At 40.0% G+C, this 19,198-nt stretch carries 16 protein-coding genes and 1 tRNA gene; 15 read left to right on the forward strand and 2 right to left on the reverse strand.

Annotated elements, in window-relative coordinates:
* Window positions 1–117 precede the first annotated feature (117 nt).
* From pcaF to GGG_RS0109015, 13 genes are all read left to right on the forward strand, one after another.
* Window positions 118–1,323 carry a 3-oxoadipyl-CoA thiolase gene (pcaF, locus tag GGG_RS0108955; protein ID WP_010114028.1) on the forward strand — a complete coding sequence of 402 codons (1,206 nt, stop codon included), beginning with the start codon at window positions 118–120 and terminating at the stop codon, window positions 1,321–1,323.
* A 22-nt stretch (window positions 1,324–1,345) separates the two neighbouring features.
* Window positions 1,346–2,701: a 3-carboxy-cis,cis-muconate cycloisomerase gene (locus GGG_RS0108960; RefSeq protein ID WP_010114029.1), complete on the forward strand. Its 1,356-nt coding sequence runs from the start codon at window positions 1,346–1,348 to the stop codon at window positions 2,699–2,701.
* Window positions 2,698–3,486, forward strand: a complete 789-nt coding sequence (pcaD, locus tag GGG_RS0108965) for a 3-oxoadipate enol-lactonase (protein WP_010114030.1) — start codon at window positions 2,698–2,700, stop codon at window positions 3,484–3,486. Before GGG_RS0108960 ends, pcaD begins: the two co-directional genes overlap by 4 nt.
* Window positions 3,487–3,526: 40 nt before the next feature.
* Window positions 3,527–4,882: an MFS transporter gene (locus GGG_RS0108970; protein WP_010114031.1), complete on the forward strand. Its 1,356-nt coding sequence runs from the start codon at window positions 3,527–3,529 to the stop codon at window positions 4,880–4,882.
* Window positions 4,883–4,896: 14 nt separating this feature from the next.
* Window positions 4,897–5,343, forward strand: coding sequence for a 4-carboxymuconolactone decarboxylase (pcaC, locus tag GGG_RS0108975; RefSeq protein WP_010114032.1), 447 nt, complete (start codon window positions 4,897–4,899; stop codon window positions 5,341–5,343).
* A 28-nt stretch (window positions 5,344–5,371) separates the two neighbouring features.
* A complete protein-coding gene (pcaH, locus tag GGG_RS0108980) occupies window positions 5,372–6,097 on the forward strand; it encodes a protocatechuate 3,4-dioxygenase subunit beta (protein WP_010114033.1) in 726 nt (241 codons plus the stop codon).
* Window positions 6,098–6,112: 15 nt separating this feature from the next.
* Window positions 6,113–6,742: a protocatechuate 3,4-dioxygenase subunit alpha gene (gene pcaG / locus GGG_RS0108985; RefSeq protein WP_010114034.1), complete on the forward strand. Its 630-nt coding sequence runs from the start codon at window positions 6,113–6,115 to the stop codon at window positions 6,740–6,742.
* 171 nt (window positions 6,743–6,913) lie between these two features.
* Entirely contained in the window at window positions 6,914–7,774 is an 861-nt protein-coding gene (gene aroD, locus GGG_RS0108990; protein WP_029574515.1) for a type I 3-dehydroquinate dehydratase, read from the forward strand.
* 27 nt (window positions 7,775–7,801) lie between these two features.
* Window positions 7,802–9,262: a NosD domain-containing protein gene (locus GGG_RS0108995; protein ID WP_010114037.1), complete on the forward strand. Its 1,461-nt coding sequence runs from the start codon at window positions 7,802–7,804 to the stop codon at window positions 9,260–9,262.
* Window positions 9,263–9,335: 73 nt separating this feature from the next.
* A complete protein-coding gene (locus tag GGG_RS0109000) occupies window positions 9,336–10,655 on the forward strand; it encodes a carbohydrate porin (RefSeq protein WP_010114039.1) in 1,320 nt (439 codons plus the stop codon).
* Between the two features lie 215 nt (window positions 10,656–10,870).
* Complete coding sequence (locus GGG_RS0109005) at window positions 10,871–13,300, forward strand: glucose/quinate/shikimate family membrane-bound PQQ-dependent dehydrogenase (RefSeq protein ID WP_010114041.1); 2,430 nt, start codon at window positions 10,871–10,873, stop codon at window positions 13,298–13,300.
* A 165-nt stretch (window positions 13,301–13,465) separates the two neighbouring features.
* Complete coding sequence (locus tag GGG_RS0109010; RefSeq protein WP_010114043.1) at window positions 13,466–14,008, forward strand: YbhB/YbcL family Raf kinase inhibitor-like protein; 543 nt, start codon at window positions 13,466–13,468, stop codon at window positions 14,006–14,008.
* Between the two features lie 217 nt (window positions 14,009–14,225).
* Window positions 14,226–15,032 (forward strand): helix-turn-helix transcriptional regulator, encoded by an 807-nt coding sequence (locus GGG_RS0109015; protein ID WP_010114045.1) that lies wholly within the window; start codon window positions 14,226–14,228, stop codon window positions 15,030–15,032.
* A 43-nt stretch (window positions 15,033–15,075) separates the two neighbouring features.
* Here the strand turns inward: GGG_RS0109015 and GGG_RS0109020 are convergent.
* Both GGG_RS0109020 and GGG_RS0109025 read right to left on the reverse strand, forming a co-directional pair.
* Window positions 15,076–15,151, reverse strand: a tRNA-Arg gene (locus tag GGG_RS0109020).
* Between the two features lie 96 nt (window positions 15,152–15,247).
* Window positions 15,248–16,606 (reverse strand): amino acid permease, encoded by a 1,359-nt coding sequence (locus GGG_RS0109025; RefSeq protein ID WP_029574516.1) that lies wholly within the window; start codon window positions 16,604–16,606, stop codon window positions 15,248–15,250.
* 316 nt (window positions 16,607–16,922) lie between these two features.
* Between GGG_RS0109025 and prpF the strand changes: the two genes are divergently transcribed.
* Together prpF and GGG_RS0109035 are read left to right on the forward strand one after the other, a co-directional pair.
* A complete protein-coding gene (gene prpF, locus GGG_RS0109030; RefSeq protein WP_010114049.1) occupies window positions 16,923–18,110 on the forward strand; it encodes a 2-methylaconitate cis-trans isomerase PrpF in 1,188 nt (395 codons plus the stop codon).
* 515 nt (window positions 18,111–18,625) lie between these two features.
* On the forward strand, window positions 18,626–19,198 hold a 573-nt coding region (locus GGG_RS0109035), incomplete at its 3' end, for a PAS domain-containing protein (RefSeq protein WP_010114051.1).

The raw sequence follows: 19,198 nt of genomic DNA on the forward strand, positions 1-19,198 counted from the left end.
TCAATATGACCTCCCTGAATCCCTCCTAAGAGGAGGGAAACGTTCAATACGTTAAATAGAGTTCATCTCCCTCCTTTCAGGAGGGACAAAGGGAGGTAGAAATGGAAAAATTAAAAAATGAAAAACGCTTACATTATTGACGCGATTCGTACCCCATTCGGCCGTTATGCAGGAGGCTTAGCCCCTGTTCGTGCAGATGACCTCGGTGCATTGCCGATACAAGCCTTGATGCAACGTAATCCAAGCATTGATTGGACCCAAGTTGATGACGTGATTTACGGCTGTGCCAATCAAGCAGGAGAAGACAACCGTAATGTTGGACGTATGTCGGCACTATTGGCAGGACTACCCGTTGAAGTTCCAGCAACAACAGTCAATCGCCTATGTGGTTCATCTTTAGATGCTATTGCGATGGCAGCGCGTGCGATTAAAGCAGGCGAAGCAGACTTGATCATCGCAGGTGGTGTGGAAAGCATGTCCCGTGCACCTTACGTGATGGGTAAATCAGAAACAGCTTATGGCCGAAGCCAAAAAATAGAAGACACCACCATGGGTTGGCGTTTTATCAATCCAAAACTCAAAGCCATGTATGGCGTAGATACCATGCCACAAACGGCTGAAAATGTAGCAGAACAATTCAACATCAACCGAGCTGATCAAGACCAATTTGCTTTGAACAGCCAACAACGGACAGCAGCGGCACAAGCCCAAGGCTTCTTTAAACACGAAATTATTGCAGTCACCATTCCACAACGCAAAGGTGACCCGATCATCGTGGATACAGACGAACATCCACGTGCATCAACTACACTAGAAGGTTTAAACAAACTCAAAGGTGTAGTGAAAACGGATGGAACAGTCACTGCAGGCAATGCATCAGGAATTAATGATGGTGCAGCAGCCTTATTGATTGCTTCGGATGAAGCCATTCAGCAATACCAACTCAAACCGCGTGCCAAAATTATTGCAGCCACAACTGTAGGAATCGAACCGCGCATTATGGGATTTGCTCCTGCGCCTGCCATCAAAAAGCTGCTTAAACAAGCCAATCTCAGCATCGAACAGATGGATGTGATTGAGTTGAATGAAGCTTTTGCCGCACAAGCACTTGCTGTGACGCGTGATCTTGGTTTAACGGATGATACAACACAGGTGAATCCGAATGGTGGTGCGATTGCAATCGGTCATCCTCTTGGCGCATCGGGTGCGCGTTTAGTGACGACGGCTTTGAATCAGTTGGAACAAACGGGTGGGACTTATGCTTTGTGTTCGATGTGTATTGGTGTTGGGCAAGGCATTGCGATGATTATTGAAAGAGTTTAAGGCAAATTAAGGAATAACAATCATGAGCCAGTTATATGCCAGCTTATTTTATCAAAAAGAGGTGACTGAAATTTTCAGTGACCAAGCTTTGGTGTCATACATGATTCAAGCTGAAGTCGCTTTGGCACAAGCTCAGGCTCAGGTCGGTGTTATTCCTGAATCAGCTGCAACAGCGATTTCTCAATCTGCACAATTTGCTATTGAGCAAATTGATTTTGATGCTTTAGCTGTTGCAACAGGATTGGCGGGGAATATTGCGATTCCGTTCGTAAAACAATTCACAGCCATTGTTAAACAACAAGATGAAGATGCTGCACGTTATGTACATTGGGGCGCAACCAGTCAGGATATTTTAGATACTGCATGTATTTTGCAATGTCGTGCTGGATTACAACAGATTGAGTCTTTGATTCAACAATGTTATCGCACTGCATTGACTCAAGCTGAACAATATCGCTCTCAAGTCATGATTGGGCGCACATGGTTACAACAGGCTTTGCCGATTACTTTGGGACATAAGTTAGCACGTTGGGCTTCCGCATTTCACCGTGATTTAAACCGTATTGATGCAATGAAATCGCGAGTTTTTACTGCGCAATTGGGCGGTGCTGTTGGTTCATTAGCATCATTGCAAGATCAAGGAACGGTAGTAGTTCAAGCCTTTGCTGAACAATTACAGCTTTCAGTTCCAACATGCACTTGGCATGGCGAGCGTGATCGTATTGTCGAAGTTGCGAGCGTTTTGGCTATGGTAACAGGTAGTTTGGGCAAAATGGCTCGTGATTGGTCATTGATGATGCAAACTGAAATTGCAGAAGTATTTGAACCTACAGCGAAAGGTCGTGGTGGTTCATCAACCATGCCACATAAACGTAATCCTGTTGCTGCGGCATCGGTTTTAGCAGCGGCTAACCGTGTTCCAGTTCTGATGTCGAGCTTGTACCAAAGCATGGTGCAAGAGCATGAGCGTAGTCTAGGTGGATGGCATGCGGAATGGTTGGCATTGCCTGAAATTTTCCAATTATGTGCAGGTGCTTTGGAACGGACTTTGGACGTTTTACAAGGAATGCAAGTGAATGCTGAAAATATGCAACGCAATTTGGATTGTACGCAAGGCTTGATTATGGCTGAAGCAATGATGATGGCTTTAGCTCCCCATATTGGACGTTTGCAGGCGCATCATGTGGTTGAAGTTGCATGTAAAACAGCCGTAGAAAAAAACATTCATTTAAAAGAAGTAATGACTGAGCTTGATGAAGTGCAAGCTTACTTTGATGTAAACCAAATCGAAGAAATTTTTAAACCAGCGTCTTATCTAGGCAATATTCAAGACCAGATTGATGCAGTTTTGCAGGAAGCGAAAGGAGAGGCAAAGTGAATATCACAATGACCAATCGTCAAGGTAAAACTTTATCTGTCACCGTAAGTGGGCAGGAAAATGCACCTGTCATTATATTTTCCAATTCATTGGGTACAGATAAAAACATGTGGCAACCACAGGTTGTTGCTCTTGAACAGCAGTTTAAAGTAGTGACTTATGACACCCGTGGTCATGGTCAAAGTGATGTAATTGAGCATACAACTCTACAGAATCTTGCAGAAGATGTGATTGATATTCTGAACGGTTTAAACATTGAAAAAGCGCATTTTTGCGGTATTTCGATGGGAGGAATAACAGCGTTATGGTTGGGTATTTACCATGCAGATCGTTTTTTAAGTATTACCGTAGCCAATTCAGCTGCGAAAATTTGGACAACAGATGGCTGGAATACTCGTGCTGATGCCGTTATACAAAATGGTTTGGCAGATTTAGTCACAACGACGCATAGCCGTTGGTTTAGTGAGCGATTTGATTATCAACATAATGCTTTGGCACAACGCACCATCCAATCTTTAGCAGTCACACCCGCAGCAGGCTATGCAGAATCTTGTCGTGCTTTGGCGCAGGCAGATTTAACTGCTGAAATTAAAAATATTCACATTCCAACTTTAATTATTGCAGGTGCATTTGACCCTGTCACCACAGTTGCCGATGGCATCTTTATGCAACAACAGATTCAAGGCAGTGAGCTGGTAGAGATTGAAGCATCACATCTTTCCAATATTGAACAACCTGAATTATTTAATCAGACATTTATCAAATTTGTTGAGTCTGTTCAGTAACTCAGAAACGTAAAAGGACTTTAAGCCCAAGGAGGCAGGTATGGCGTCTCAGGAATACACTACTCAGAAAACGAGTATAGACGCACAGGCACTGATCAACGATGCACCGTTTAGTAAATATCAGTGGTTGATTGCAATTGTATGTTTTTTCATTGTTTTTGTTGATGGTATCGACACGGCAGCTATGGGTTTTATCGCACCAGCCTTAGCACAGGACTGGGGAATAGACCGTTCGCAACTTGGCCCTGTGATGAGTGCTGCATTGGGTGGCATGATCATTGGTGCTTTAGTGTCTGGCCCGACTGCAGATCGCTTTGGACGTAAGATTGTTTTAAGTGTGTCCATGCTGATTTTTGGTGGTTTTACTTTGGCGTCTGCTTATGCCACAGACTTGAATACTTTAGTGGCGTTGCGTTTTTTAACTGGGATCGGCTTAGGCGCTGCGATGCCAAATGCGACCACATTATTTTCTGAGTATTGTCCAAAGCGCTCTCGTTCTTTGCTCGTGACTTGTATGTTCTGTGGATACAACTTGGGTATGGCAACAGGTGGTTTTATCAGTAGTTGGCTGATTCCAACTTTCGGTTGGCACAGTTTATTTCTATTGGGTGGTTGGTCACCATTAATTTTAATGGTTTTAGTGATCTTTTTCCTGCCTGAATCGTACCGTTTCCTGATTGTAAAAGGACGTGATGGTGAAAAAGTCCGCAAAATTCTGGCACGTATTGCACCTGAAAAAGTACAGGGTGTGACTGAGTTTCATGTACCAGAAGAGCATATCGAAGGCACAGAGAAAAAAGGCGTGTTTGGCATGCTGTTCTCTCAGAAATATGTCAAAGGTACTGTTTTACTGTGGCTCACCTATTTCATGGGTTTGGTCATGATTTATCTGCTCACCAGTTGGTTACCAACCTTAATGCGCGAAACAGGCGCAACCATGGAACGTGCTGCATTCATCGGTGGTTTATTCCAGTTTGGCGGTGTACTTAGTGCTTTATTTATTGGCTGGGCAATGGACCGTTTCAACCCGAATCGCATTATTGCAGGCTTCTACTTTGTCGCTGGGATCTTTGCTTTTGCCGTTGGTCAGAGCTTAGCAAATCCAACATTACTTGCCATCTTAGTGCTTTGCGCAGGTGTTGCAATTAATGGTGCACAGTCAGCTATGCCAGCACTGAGTGCTCGTTTTTATCCAACACAATGCCGTGCAACAGGTGTGGCATGGATGTCGGGAATCGGTCGTTTCGGTGCGGTATTTGGTGCATGGATTGGTGCAGTTTTACTGGGGAATGATTGGTCGTTTACTGCCATTTTAAGTTTGCTGTTGATTCCTGCAACCGCAGCAGCAGTGGCTATTTTTGTTAAATCACTGGTTGCACATACCGATGCAACTTAATTGAGGTTTCTCCTATGAATGATGAACAACGTTATCAACAAGGTATCACCGTCCGCAGTGAAGTGCTGGGTGAAAAGCATGTCAATCGTTCACTTGAGCACCTGAATGATTTTAATGCAGATTTCCAAAATTTTATTAGCCGTTTTGCATGGGGTGATGTGTGGTCTAGACCTGGTATGCCTCGTCACACGCGCAGTTTAGTCACCATTGCTGTTTTATTGGCATTGGGGCGTGCAGATGAATTGCGCATGCATTTACGTGCTTGTTTTAACAATGATGTCACCAAAGACGATTTAAAAGAATTGATTTTGCATTGTTCACTTTATGCGGGTTTACCTGCGGCTAATGCAGCCATGCATATGGCAGAAGAGGTTTTTGCCGAAATGGGTATAGCACCGCAACCGTTGAATGAAAAGCAATTGCAGCAAGCGCAAGCAAATCAACAGTTAAATCATGAGTAATGGAACGAGATAGAAAGGAAGATAGCAAATGTCGCAACTTATCTTAGGTGCTTATGCACAACGTAATACCGAAGATCATCCGCCAGCATACGCGCCCGGTTATAAAACCAGTGTGTTACGTTCGCCAAAAAATGCGTTGATTTCAATTGCAGAAACCTTAACTGAAGTGACATCACCTCATTTTAGTGCAGAGCAGTTTGGCCCGAAAGACAATGATTTGATTTTAAACCATGCTAAAGAAGGCTTACCAATTGGTGAGCGTATCATTGTGCATGGCTATGTTCGTGATCAATTTGGGCGTCCAGTGAAAAATGCTTTATTGGAAGTATGGCAGGCCAATGCATCTGGGCGTTATCGTCATCCGAATGACCAATACATTGGTGCAATGGATCCAAACTTTGGTGGCTGTGGTCGTATGATGACCGATGAAAATGGTTATTTTGTATTCCGTACGATTAAGCCGGGCCCTTATCCATGGCGTAACCGTATTAACGAGTGGCGCCCAGCACATATTCATTTCTCTTTGCTTGCCAATGGTTGGGCACAGCGTCTTATTTCTCAGTTTTATTTTGAAGGCGATACGTTGATTGATTCGTGCCCGATTCTTAAAACCATTCCTTCGGAAGAACAACGCCGCGCATTGATTGCTTTAGAAGATAAGAGCAATTTTATTGAAGCAGACAGTCGTTGTTATCGTTTTGACATCACTTTGCGTGGTCGTCGTGCGACATATTTCGAAAATGATTTGACTTAATACAGGGAGAATAACATGAACAATTGGAATTTTCAGGAATTGCATGAAACGCCATCTCAAACAGGTGGGCCATACGTACATATTGGTTTATTACCAAAGCAAGCCAATATCGAAGTGTTTGAAAATAACTTTGATAATCAGTTAGTTCAAGACAAGACCTTAGGTGAGCGTATTCGTTTAGAAGGTCAAGTGTTTGATGGTTTAGGTTTACCCTTACGTGATGTATTGATTGAAATTTGGCAAGCTGATGCCAACGGTGTTTATCCAAGTGCTGCTGATACGCAAGGCAAGCAAGCTGACCCAAACTTTCTGGGTTGGGGACGCACAGGTGCTGACTTCGAAACAGGTTTTTGGAGTTTTAATACTGTCAAGCCGGGCGCAGTGCCGGGACGTAAAGGTTCGACTCAAGCACCACATATTGCACTGATCATCTTTGCTCGTGGGATAAATATTGGCTTGAATACACGTGTGTATTTTGAAGATGAAGCCGAAGCCAATGCACAAGATCCTGTATTAAAAAGTATTGAATGGGCACCTCGTCGTCAAACCTTAATTGCAAAACGTGAAGAACGTGATGGTGAAGTGGTATATCGCTTTGATATTCGTATTCAAGGTGAGAACGAAACCGTATTTTTAGATATTTAAACGCGGTATTGAAGCATTGGAAATAAGGAATTGCGGTCACTGAATTGATCGCATTCTGAACCCAATGATTTAGTTAAGTTACGGCAATCTCGTTGTTTATTTTATGACTCTTTATGTGGTTGCACGCAATTTTTATATTTCGCAACCCTCTTGAAAATACAAGGAAATGTAATGTTTATGATAAAAAAATTAGTGATGCAAATTTGCATCAGCACGGCTGTATTTGCCACACTCCCATCTGCATTTGCAGCAGAATCAGTGTCGCATACCACACAGCATTATATGGTCAAAAACCTCAATATTGGTGATTTACCTGTAAAAACTATTGTACCGATTACTGCAAAAACAGCAGAGCAGGCGATTGCTCAGGCGCAAGTCATTGCCAGCAATTCAAATGCAGATGTTGCTGAGTTTCGCATCGACTTACTTGAGTTCGCTGCCGACACTAAAAAAGTGATTGCACTTGGTCAGCAACTGAATCAAATTCTGAAAGATAAACCGCTAATCGCCACCATTCGTACTCACAATGAAGGTGGAAAAATGACGATTACAGATCAAGCATATTTAAAAACATATAGCGATTATTTAAAAAAACCGTTTATGCAATTGCTGGACATCGAAATGTTTCGTGATCCAACAGTAGTGAAGCAATTGACTGAACTGGCACATAAAAATCATGTTTTAGTGATTATGTCGAATCATGATTTTGCTAAAACACCTGAGCAAAAAGAAATTGAAAGCCGTCTACTCAAGCAAGACCAAATGGGAGCAGATATTCTCAAAATCGCAGTAATGCCTCAGTCAAAACAAGATGTATTCACACTGATGAATGCGACTTTGGCAGTCAGTCAGCAGAGCAAAAAACCATTACTCACTATGTCAATGGGACAGTTAGGCACTATTTCACGGATTGCAACTGCCAATATGGGCGGTAGTTTGAGCTTTGGCATGATTGGTGAAGCTTCTGCACCCGGTCAAATTGATGTAACACAGTTAAAACAGTTGCTGAAAACTGTACAACCCACGCCTTAAGTGTTCAGGATAGAGAAGGATTTAAATATGAAATCATCAACTTTACGTTTGACCACATTGGTTTTGAGTTTAGCTGTATCAGGTTTAGCCAGTGCAGAAACCTACGTGGTAGACCGTTATCAAGACGATACAGCGAAAGGTTCATTACGTTGGGCAATTGAACAATCAAATGCCAATGCAACACAACAAAATGAAATTCAAATTCAAGCGGTGGGTAAAGCACCTTATACGATTAAGCTGAATCAACCTCTACCGCCAATCAAATCTTCTGTGAAGATCATCGGGACACAATGGGATAAAACAGGTGAATTTATTGCCATTGATGGTTCTAATTATATTAAAGGCGAGGGTGCTAAAGCATGTCCGGGAGCAAATACTGAACAATATGGTACCAATGTCCGTACCATGACCTTACCCGGTTTGGTTCTGCAAGATGTGAATGGTGTGACCTTGCAAGGTTTAGATATCCATCGTTTCTGTATTGGTGTCTTGATCAATCGTGCGAGCAATAACTTGATTCAACACAACCGCATCAGTAATAACTATGGTGGTTCAGGGGTGATGCTGACAGGTGATGATGGTAAGGGTAATCCGACTTCAACCACCACCAATAACAACAAAGTTTTAAATAATCTGTTTGTTGATAATGGTGATGGCTTAGAGCTCACCCGTGGTGCGGCATTTAACCTTGTTGCCAATAACCTATTTACTTCGACCAAAGCCAATCCAGAACCTTCGCAAGGGATTGAAATTTTGTGGGGGAATGATAATGCAGTGATTGGTAATAAGTTTGAAAACTATTCTGATGGTTTACAAATTAACTGGGGCAAACGTAATTACATTGCGTACAACGAACTTACAAACAATTCTATTGGTTTTAATTTAACCGGTGATGGTAATATTTTTGACAGTAATAAAGTCCATGCAAATCGACTAGGTATTGCTATTCGTTCAGAAAAAGATGCCAATGCACGAACGACATTAACCAAAAACTTAATTTGGAATAATGGTAAAGATATCAAGCGTTGTGAGGCAGGCGGTTCTTGCGTACCGAATCAACGTTTAGGAGCAATTGTCTTTGCTGTACCTGCGCTTGAACATGCAGGCTTTGTTGGTTCTCGTGGTGGTGGTGTGGTGATTGAAGAAGCGAAGCTACAAAAAACTTGCACTCAGCCTAATGAGCAAGGTTGTAATGCCATGCCAAATCAAAACATTCAGGCACCTCGTTTAAGTTACAGCAAAGGTGTAGTGACTGCGCAATTGCAGGCACAACCGAATCAACGCTATCAAATTGAATATTTTGGCAATCATCAAGCCAAGACTCAGGAAGCTGAACAATATTTAGGTACACAAGTCGTGATGACTGATGCAGATGGTAAAGCGCAAACCAGTTGGAAAGCAGTGAGCGGCTATGCCAGTGTAACTGCCAATATAACCGACCATTTAGGTGCAACTTCTGAGCTAAGCTCAGCCGTTGCTGTTCGATAATTGTCAGTTGAAGAATGACCATAGGAAAAGCTCCGTTGCTGTGAGCTTTTCCAAAACAAGAAGGATATGCGTGATGCAAAACATTTTAAAACTTGGCACATTATCTTTAGCTGTTTTATCGAGCCAGTTTGCTTCAGCCAATGAGTTTTGGTCAGCAGACCGTCAATGGCTACTTGGTGATTGGGACGGAGAACGTACTCAGTTAGAACAAAAGGGTTATAAGTTTACGGCTTCAATAATGAGCGAGGCAGCGACCAATTTGTCAGGAGGTTATAACGATGACAATACATTCGAAAACGCAGCTCAGTTAACGTTAGGTGCAAATTTTGATTTAAATAAAATTGCAGGTTGGGAAGACACTACAGCGGCAATTATGATCACCAAACGTGATGGGAATGCCTTGAGTCTGGAACGTATAAAAGACCCTCGTAGCAGTGCTTTAGGAAATACGCAGGAAATATATGGGCGTGGCAAAATTTGGCGTTTAACTCAGGCATGGATCAAAACAGGATTTGATGACAATCGTGTCCAATTTAAGATTGGTCGTATGGGCATGTCAGATGACTTTAACAGTTCACAATGTGAATTTCAGAACTTACTACTTTGTGGCGGTCAACTAGGAAAATCTATCGGCTCAATTTGGTACAACTGGCCTGTAAGTTTGTGGGGCACCAATGTTAAATATCAATTTGCACCCGACTGGTCATTCGGTTTAGGCGTGTATGAAGTTAATCCTGACAATGTTAAAACTGAATCAAACAGTGATGGTTTTAATCTGGACATGAATAATGTTCAAGGGGTGACCATTCCTGTTGAATTAGCTTGGAAGCCAAAACTAGCAGCATTTAATGATCTACCTGGTGAATATAAAGTTGGCGCGTTGTATTCAAATGCAGAAGCCAATGATATTAAAACCGCAGGTAAAGTTCATGATGGAAAACATAGTTTTTGGTTGAATGCACAACAACAACTGACTCAACAAGGGGCAGACCCAAAACGTGGTTTATATGTCAGTTTTAACGGTGTGATCAATGATAAAGCCACCACGATGGTCGAAAGTACGCAGCAATTAGCACTATGGTACAAAGGGCCTTTCGACAGCCGCCCGAATGATTCAGTCGGCTTCGGTTTAGCTAATTATGTAGTCAATGACCGAGCAAAAGATCGTCAAATTGCGAGTAACGAAGCGAATGGTTATTACAGTTACGATGCTTTTGCCAATGACTATATTCCCATTCAACGAGATGAATTGAACGTCGAATTAAATTATACCTATCAATGGTCTCCAGCAGTCATGCTTAGACCCAATCTGCAATATGTTTATCAACCTGCTGGTGTGAAAGAAGTAGATGATGCATGGGTGGCAGGTTTAACCATGAAAGTTAATTTTTAATTGCATAATGATTTGAATGTGATTAAAAAATAGTCAATTATGTAACTGTGTTTATTTTTAAATTATTAATTTCTACGTTATTAGTTTTGCGTTATTCGTTAGTAAGTTGTTAATGAAAGTTGGCTGTACAGTGAAATGTTTTTATGTAATTGAAAATAATGATTAAAAATGCAAGTGGTTAATCGTTTTAGTTCACAATACTAGGAGTAAGATGTATGTCTGAAGATCATACCAAGTCTCAGCCCATATTCAAAATATGGTGTTTTATACTGGGACTTGCCCTGTTATTAACAGGTTTATTTTATGTGATTGGCGGTGGAAAGCTCATAAGCCTTGGTGGTTCATGGTATTTCTTGATTGCAGGATTATTGACCCTTGCATCGGCAATTTTTATTTTCCGAAAAAAAGCACTCGGTGTATGGCTATTTGCACTGGTTTTTTTAGGCACGATTCTCTGGGCGCTATTTGATGCGGGTTGGGATTTCTGGGCACTTTTTTCCAGACTGATGTTTCCAGCAGGTGTATTTGCGGCACTAGTTTTGACTTTACCTTCGATTCGTAAATATCAATTTCAAACCCCTTTATCAACACCTGCCTATGCCATAGGTGGTCTTACCGTTTTAGGTATGCTGGCTGGTTTATATGGCATGTTTATTCCTCATCCAACGGTTAAAGCCAATGGTCAGGAATTACCACTCGTTCCTGTTACAGCTGCGTCGCAGCAAGTGAATTGGTCTCACTATGGTAATGATGCAGGTGGTAGTCGTTTTGCTGCACTGGATCAAATTAACCGTAATAATGTATCTAAGTTGAAAGAAGCTTGGCGTTACCAAACAGGTGATTTCAGTACAGGTTCAGGCAATGGTGCGGAAGATCAAATGACCCCATTGCAAGTCGGGAATAAAGTATTTTTATGTACACCACATAACAATATGATTGCGTTAGATGCCGATACAGGAAAACAAATCTGGAAAGCTGAGGTGAATTCTACAGCAGATGCATGGGAACGTTGTCGTGGTGTAGCTTACTTTGATTCGACTCAGCCATTGCAACAACCGACTTTGGCAGGTGCAACGCCTGTTACAGCGGTAGCAAGCAATACTGCATGCCCACGCCGTGTTTATACCAATACGCCTGATGCTCGTTTAATTGCAGTGAATGCAGATACTGGTGAACGTTGTGCAGATTTTGGTGTAAATGGAACAGTAGATTTATTGGTTGGTTTAGGCGATGGAACTAAAGCGCCTCGCTTTGAAGTTACCTCGGCACCAACTGTTGCAGGAACCAGTATTATTGTAGGTAGCCGTGTTGCAGATAATGTGGCGGCAGATATGCCAGGTGGGGTAATTCGTGCCTATGATGCAATCACTGGACAATTACGTTGGGCATTTGATCCACGTAATCCTGATCCAAATTATGTTTTAAAACCGGGTGAAATCTATAAACGTAGTTCAGCGAACTCTTGGGCAGCGATGTCTTATGATCCGCAAATGAACACTGTATTTTTACCAATGGGGAGTTCATCAGTTGATGTCTGGGGTGGAAATCGTCAGCCAATTGATCATAAATATAATACTTCGGTATTGGCATTAGATGCGACCACAGGACATGAAAAATGGATCTATCAAACGGTTCACAATGATCTATGGGATTTTGATTTACCAATGCAACCGAGCCTTGTCGATTTTCCATTAAAAGATGGTACGACGAAACCTGCTGTGGTTATTGGGACAAAATCAGGTCAGTTCTTTGTTTTAGATCGTTTAACAGGGAAGCCTTTAACTAAAGTGATTGAACAGCCTGTTAAAGTCGCTGATATTCCGGGTGAGCAATATAGTAAAACTCAACCTCGTTCAGTTGAAATGCCACAAATTGGTAATGAAACTTTGACTGAATCGGATATGTGGGGCGCTACGCCATTTGATCAGTTAATGTGCCGTATTAATTTTAAATCCATGCGTTATGAAGGTTTATTTACAGCACCTGGAACGGATATTTCTCTAAGTTTTCCAGGATCGTTGGGCGGGATGAACTGGGGTAGTATTGCATTTGATCCAACTCATCGTTATATGTTTGTGAATGATATGCGTCTAGGGCTTTGGATTCAGCTCATTAAACAAACACCAGAAGATCTTAAAGTTGAGGCAAGTGGTGGTGAGAAGGTGAATACTGGTATGGGTGCGGTGCCGATGAATGGGACACCTTATAAAGTAAATAAAAACCGCTTTATGTCAGTCTTTGGTATTCCATGTCAGAAACCACCTTTCGGAACGATGACAGCGATTGATATGAAAACTCGTCAAGTGGCTTGGCAAGTGCCTTTGGGTACAGTACAAGATACTGGGCCAATGGGGATCAAAATGGGTCTAAAAGCCCCGATTGGTATGCCAACCATTGGTGGACCGATGGCGACTCAAGGTGGTTTAGTATTCTTTGCAGCGACTCAGGATTATTACTTACGTGCATTCAACTCTTCTAATGGTGAAGAACTATGGAAAGCACGTTTGCCTGTGGGTAGCCAAGGAACGCCTATGAGCTACATTTCACCAAAAACAGGTAAGCAATATGTTGTTGTCTCTGCGGGCGGAGCACGCCAGTCTCCTGACCATGGTGATTATGTGATTGCTTATGCTTTAGAGAACTAAGTATTCATTTATTTTGAAAGGCTTTCCCTTGAGGGGAGAGCCAGTCTCTATTCAGATATCCTAATAAGATTGATGTGTTTAAGCGAAAATATGGCGTGTTAGAGAGAATTTGAAGGAATCAAAAACATTAAGATTAGCGTATTTCCTCCATAAACAGAGATACTAATGTATAAATCTATTTTAAAACACTTGTTGCTCTTGATCGGACTGATCGCAGGATTTACACATGCTGATGAATTTAAATTAAAAAGTAACAATATTGCACACGGCGTATTCATGGAAAAAACGTTCGAATTCCAGGGTTTTGGCTGTTCGGGCGAAAATAAAACTCCTCAATTGTCATGGAGTGGTGCTCCAACTGGAACAAAGGCTTATGCAATCATGGCCTATGATCCAGATGCACCAACTGGTAGTGGTTGGTGGCACTGGCAAGTGGTGAATATCCCTGCTGAAGTGACTTCAATTTCATCTAGTGATGGTAAGTTTGATTATAAAGATGTGATTAATGTAACCAATGATTATGGTCAAAAGGGATTTGGGGGAGCATGCCCGCCTCAAGGAGATGGAGCACATCGTTATCAATTTACTGTGTATGCTCTTTCAAAGAAACTGGAATTACCTGCTGACGCATCTGGAGCATTAACAGGTTATATGGTTAAAGCCAATTCATTGGCATCAAGTACGATAGAAGCCTTATATAAAAGATAAAGCATCTTATTTGTTGGATTAAAGATATAGAATTTACATATTAGAGATCTGTCTTGATATATCATGAGGGGTATTAGAAGAATTCTACTTTAGCTTTTAATTGAAATATAAGTTTATGAAATTGTTCGATTTATTTATGGGGTGTTAATTTAATATTAGGGGGGAGAGTTTTGGGGTATAGTGTGGAAGATTTGGCTTATATCCCCAACGCTTAATTATGGATAATATTATTCTAGTTGCTAAAAAAGCGATTAAAAACCAATCAAAATTACCTTTTTCTGTATATTCATCGCATAAAGAGCAGATGATTACTAATGTTCCAATTATAAAGCCTTTACTTATTTTTATATTGAGTGGCGCCAAACAATTGGGTAAATCTGGTTCGGTCGAATGTCTGTCAGGTAGCTTTGTATTTTTATCAAATAGTCCCTGTATAGATATACGTAATATTCCAGTTCAAGAGGAATATTTTGCAGTAATTATTGATTTTGATAAAGAAGATTTTTCTGAACTTCCTAAGAATCATGCACCATATAAAAAATATTTTCAGGGTGAAATAAACCCAGTTCTTGCTAGCGCACTCTGCCAATTCATGGAATTTTCGTCCATTGCACCATCTCAAATTTTGAAGCTTAGGAAAAAAGAAATACTTGAGATCATTTACCACTCTGGTTACAAGGATATTTGCAATATCATTGAGCCTCCAAGCATGAGTGAAAAAGTTCATTCCATGCTTTCAAATGATGTTTCTTGTGATTGGCCTGTTGATCTAATTGCTTCGAATTTATGTATGAGTGCATCAACATTAAGACGTAAGCTCAAAAGTGAAGGTAATAATATTCAAGATATTCGCAATCGAGTGCGATTAGGGTACGGGCTTCATTTATTACAAACGACGCAATTTCATATTGGTAATATTGCTGAGCAATGTGGTTATCAATCTCAATCTAGATTTACCGAGCAGTTCAAATTGCTTTTTGGTATGACTCCTCGAGAAATTCGTAAAACTAAAATGCTCGATTAAAGTAGACTACTTTCGTTATCAACAGCTATTTTAAACCATAAAATGGTGCGCCCTGCGGGACTCGAACCCACGTCGGTCGCTTAGGAGGCAACTGCTCTATCCAGTTAAGCTAAGGGCACGATAGGCAAGTAATTTACCGTATATACCTATGAAAAAAAAGCTATTATCGAAATAATAGCTTTTTAAAATAAGCGTTAAGTTCTGTTCAGAATCAACTAACTCGATTTTTTAGGATTAAGCATTTTAAACAAAATGGCCATGACGACGATCCATACAGGAATCATGATTACAGATTCCTTAAACCCTTGCATCCACATAATATAAAGTACAGTTAAAATGAATAACAATACTAAATAGTTGCTAATTGGCGACCAAAGCGCAGGAAATTTAGTTAACTTACCCGCTTTTTGCATTGCTTGTTTAAACTTGAGATGAGTCAAACTGATCATTGCCCAGTTTAAAACTAAAGCACCAACAACCACATACATTAAGTGGCTTAGAGCATCTTCAGGAACAAAATAGTTCAACAATACGCAACCAAAAATAAGCAGTGCAGAGAACAATACTGCTGGGATCGGAACGCCTTGCTTATTCACTTTAGAGAAGACTTTCGGTGCATTTCCTTGTTGCGCTAAACCAAAGAGCATACGGCTATTGGCATACATGCCACTGTTATAAACAGAAAGAGCTGCTGTTAAGATAATGAAATTCAGTAAATGTGCTGCCCAACCGATTCCCAATTGACTGAAAATCATAACAAATGGACTTTTATCCAAGCCACCGAGGTCTAACTGATTCCAAGGCACAAGTGATAAAAGAATAGTTAACGAACCTACATAGAAAAGTAGGATACGGAAAACAACTTGGTTGATTGCTTTAGGAATCGTTTTTTCAGGATTCTCTGCTTCCGCAGCAGCCATACCAATCAATTCAATGCCGCCAAAAGCAAACATTAAAAATGCCAGCATGTAAAATAACCCATCAAAGCCATGTGGGAAGAATCCACCATGAGCCCAAAGGTTAGTAAATGATGCGGTTGAACCTGCATCGGCAGTCATCAATAGATATAAGCCAAAAACAATCATTGAAACAACAGCTGCAACTTTGATGATCGATAACCAAAATTCCGACTCACCATAAAATTTAACATTGGCTAAATTCACAATGGTGATGACAACAAAGAAGAACAGTACAGAAATCCAAGCAGGGATGTGAGGCCACCAATAATTAATATATTTAGCAACGGCTGTAAGTTCGGTCATTGCAACCAAAACATACAAAATCCAGTAATTCCAACCCGCTAAGAAACCAGGAAACTTGCCCCAGTATTTATTGGCAAAATGACTAAACGAACCCGCGACAGGTTCTTCTACAATCATTTCACCCAATTGACGCATAATTAAGAAAGCAATTAAACCACCAATTGCATAACCTAAAATAATGGATGGACCTGCAGATTGGATGACCTGCGCTGAACCTAAAAATAATCCTGTACCAATTGCGCCACCCATGGCTATCAACTGAATGTGTCTATTTTTAAGTCCACGATGTAATTGTGTAGACTCGTTGCTCAATGTTTTCAGCTCTATTTATTCGAATATAATTATTGTAATTGATTGGTAACTGTAAACCTAGTAGACGAGAGGTTTATGTAAGAGAACTGCGAAGTCAAAAAATACATTCTTAAATAATTCATTTTATTTTCAACAAAATAATTTTTTTAGCTTTGATTAATTTTTAATTCAGTCTGAACAATATTTAATCGCAAGATAAAATTATTTAAGACACAAGTTAAACAATCTGCATTTTTATTAAAAAAAAGGGTAATATAAAAATGAATAATGGTTCATTATTTTGTTGTAACAATGATAAGCGAAAGGAATGTATAAGATGAGTTTTGCACCACAGATCAAAATCCCTGCAACTTATATGCGTGGTGGCACAAGTAAAGGTGTCTTTTTTAAAGTAGACGACTTACCTGAACGTGCACAAATTGCAGGTGTGGCGAGAGATCAATTATTGCTTCGTGTGATTGGTAGTCCAGACCCATATGGAAAGCAAATTGATGGTATGGGTGGTGCAACTTCAAGTACCAGTAAAACGGTTATTCTGGCTAAAAGTACACAAGTAAACCATGATGTCGATTATCTTTTTGGACAAGTTTCCATTGATAAAGCATTTGTTGATTGGAGTGGAAACTGCGGTAATTTAACTGCCGCTGTCGGTTCATTTGCGATTAGCAATGGATTAGTCGCACAAGATCGTATTCCTGAAAATGGCATCTGTACAGTTCGTATTTGGCAAGCCAATATTAAAAAAACCATTATTGCTCATGTTCCAATCAACAACGGTCAAGTGCAAGAAACAGGTGATTTTGAACTTGATGGTGTCACTTTTCCTGCGGCAGAAGTTCAAATTGAATTTTTAGATCCTGCTGATGATGGTGAAGATGGTGGCGCAATGTTCCCTACAGGAAATGTAGTGGATACATTAGAAGTTCCAGAGATTGGAAGCTTTCAGGTGACTTTGATTAATGCGGGTATTCCAACAATTTTCTTAAATGCAGAAGATATTGGTTATCTGGGTACAGAATTACAAGACGATATAAATAGTGATGCAACAGCACTTGCACGTTTTGAAAAAATCCGTGCTTATGGCGCATTAAAAATGGGTCTAATTCAAGATGTAAGTGAAGCTGCAAGCCGTCAACATACACCGAAAGTCGCATTTGTATCAAAGTCAAAAGCCTACACATCTTCAAGCGGTAAACAAGTGAGTGAATCGGATACAGACTTATTGGTTCGTGCATTATCAATGGGTAAATTGCATCATGCCATGATGGGTACAGCAGCAGTCGCAATCGGTACAGCAGCAGCGATTCCAGGTACTTTAGTCAATCTAGCAGCAGGTGGTGGAGAGCGTGAAGCTGTGAGATTTGGTCATCCATCAGGTACGTTGAGAGTGGGTGCTCAAGCTCTGAATGAAAATGGCCAATGGGTTGTTAAGAAAGCCATTATGAGTCGTAGTGCACGTGTTTTGATGGAAGGTTGGGTTCGAGTTCCAGCAGATAGTTTTTAACTTTTTAGATTTTAAGTATTGCAGTTAAAAGCAATCTGGTAAATCTGTAAAAACTAAAGTCAAAAGTTTGATTCATTTTAAACCTTGCACTTGCAAGGTTTTTTATTAATGTAAATTTAGTCACATAAAGTATTATTTTTGTTTTATATGTGGCAAAATATGCGCGAAATTTACGGCTGTATTAGATTGTTGTTCGTATCATTTTAAAGTCGAACAAATTTACATTGAAAATGTTGCTGAGCTGAATTGAGTATTTAATCGTTTCTAATAAAGCATGCAAATCTAAGGCTATATTGATTTGAAAATAATGAATTTAATATCAAATATTTAAGATATTAAGAAGTATTTTAAAATCTGCATGCTGTTATACTGATTTAAATTTAACTTTATGAAGAATAAAAATGTTTAAAAATAGGTTAATTTTCAATTTGGTTGTTTTTTAATTTAATTGCTAAGTTCATTGATCATCTCATTTAAAAAATGAGGTGCAATGTGTCATGAATCTGAGGTTATTTATGGAAACGGAATATATAAAAATCAAACAAGCTATAGATGATATAGATGTAATTGATTTTTTGAAACAATCTGACAAATTGTATTTGGTTTCTTTTATTTCTCAATTTCCATTACCCATTGCGATATTTGATAGGAATGCGCGTTTTTTAGGTGTAAATCAAAAGTTTTCAGATATTTATGAAAGTGATGCTTTATATCTTTTTGACAAGTTGCTCAACACATTTTCCTCTGTCGTTCATGCTCAATTTGAAGAAGCATTACATGCTTTTGATCAGCATCAGGATTATGCTGAACAAGTATTTTATGTTAAGGGAAAATTCTATCTTTCCTATTTCAAGCCGATGCGTGATCAAAGTAATAATGTTGAAATGATCATGTTAGTCTGTTCAGATGTGACAAGATTAAAACGCCGTGAAAATGTTTTGTTATTCAATAATAAAAAACTACATGATCATCTCTATTTAGATTTTGTCACAGGCTTACAAAATAAAATGGCTTTTGATCATTATATCAATGAATTATTTCAGAAAAAAAATAGAGAAAATTGCTCATTTTTGAAAATTGATTTAGAT

It is taken from the genome of Acinetobacter sp. P8-3-8, assembly GCF_000214135.1.
Taxonomy (GTDB): domain Bacteria; phylum Pseudomonadota; class Gammaproteobacteria; order Pseudomonadales; family Moraxellaceae; genus Acinetobacter.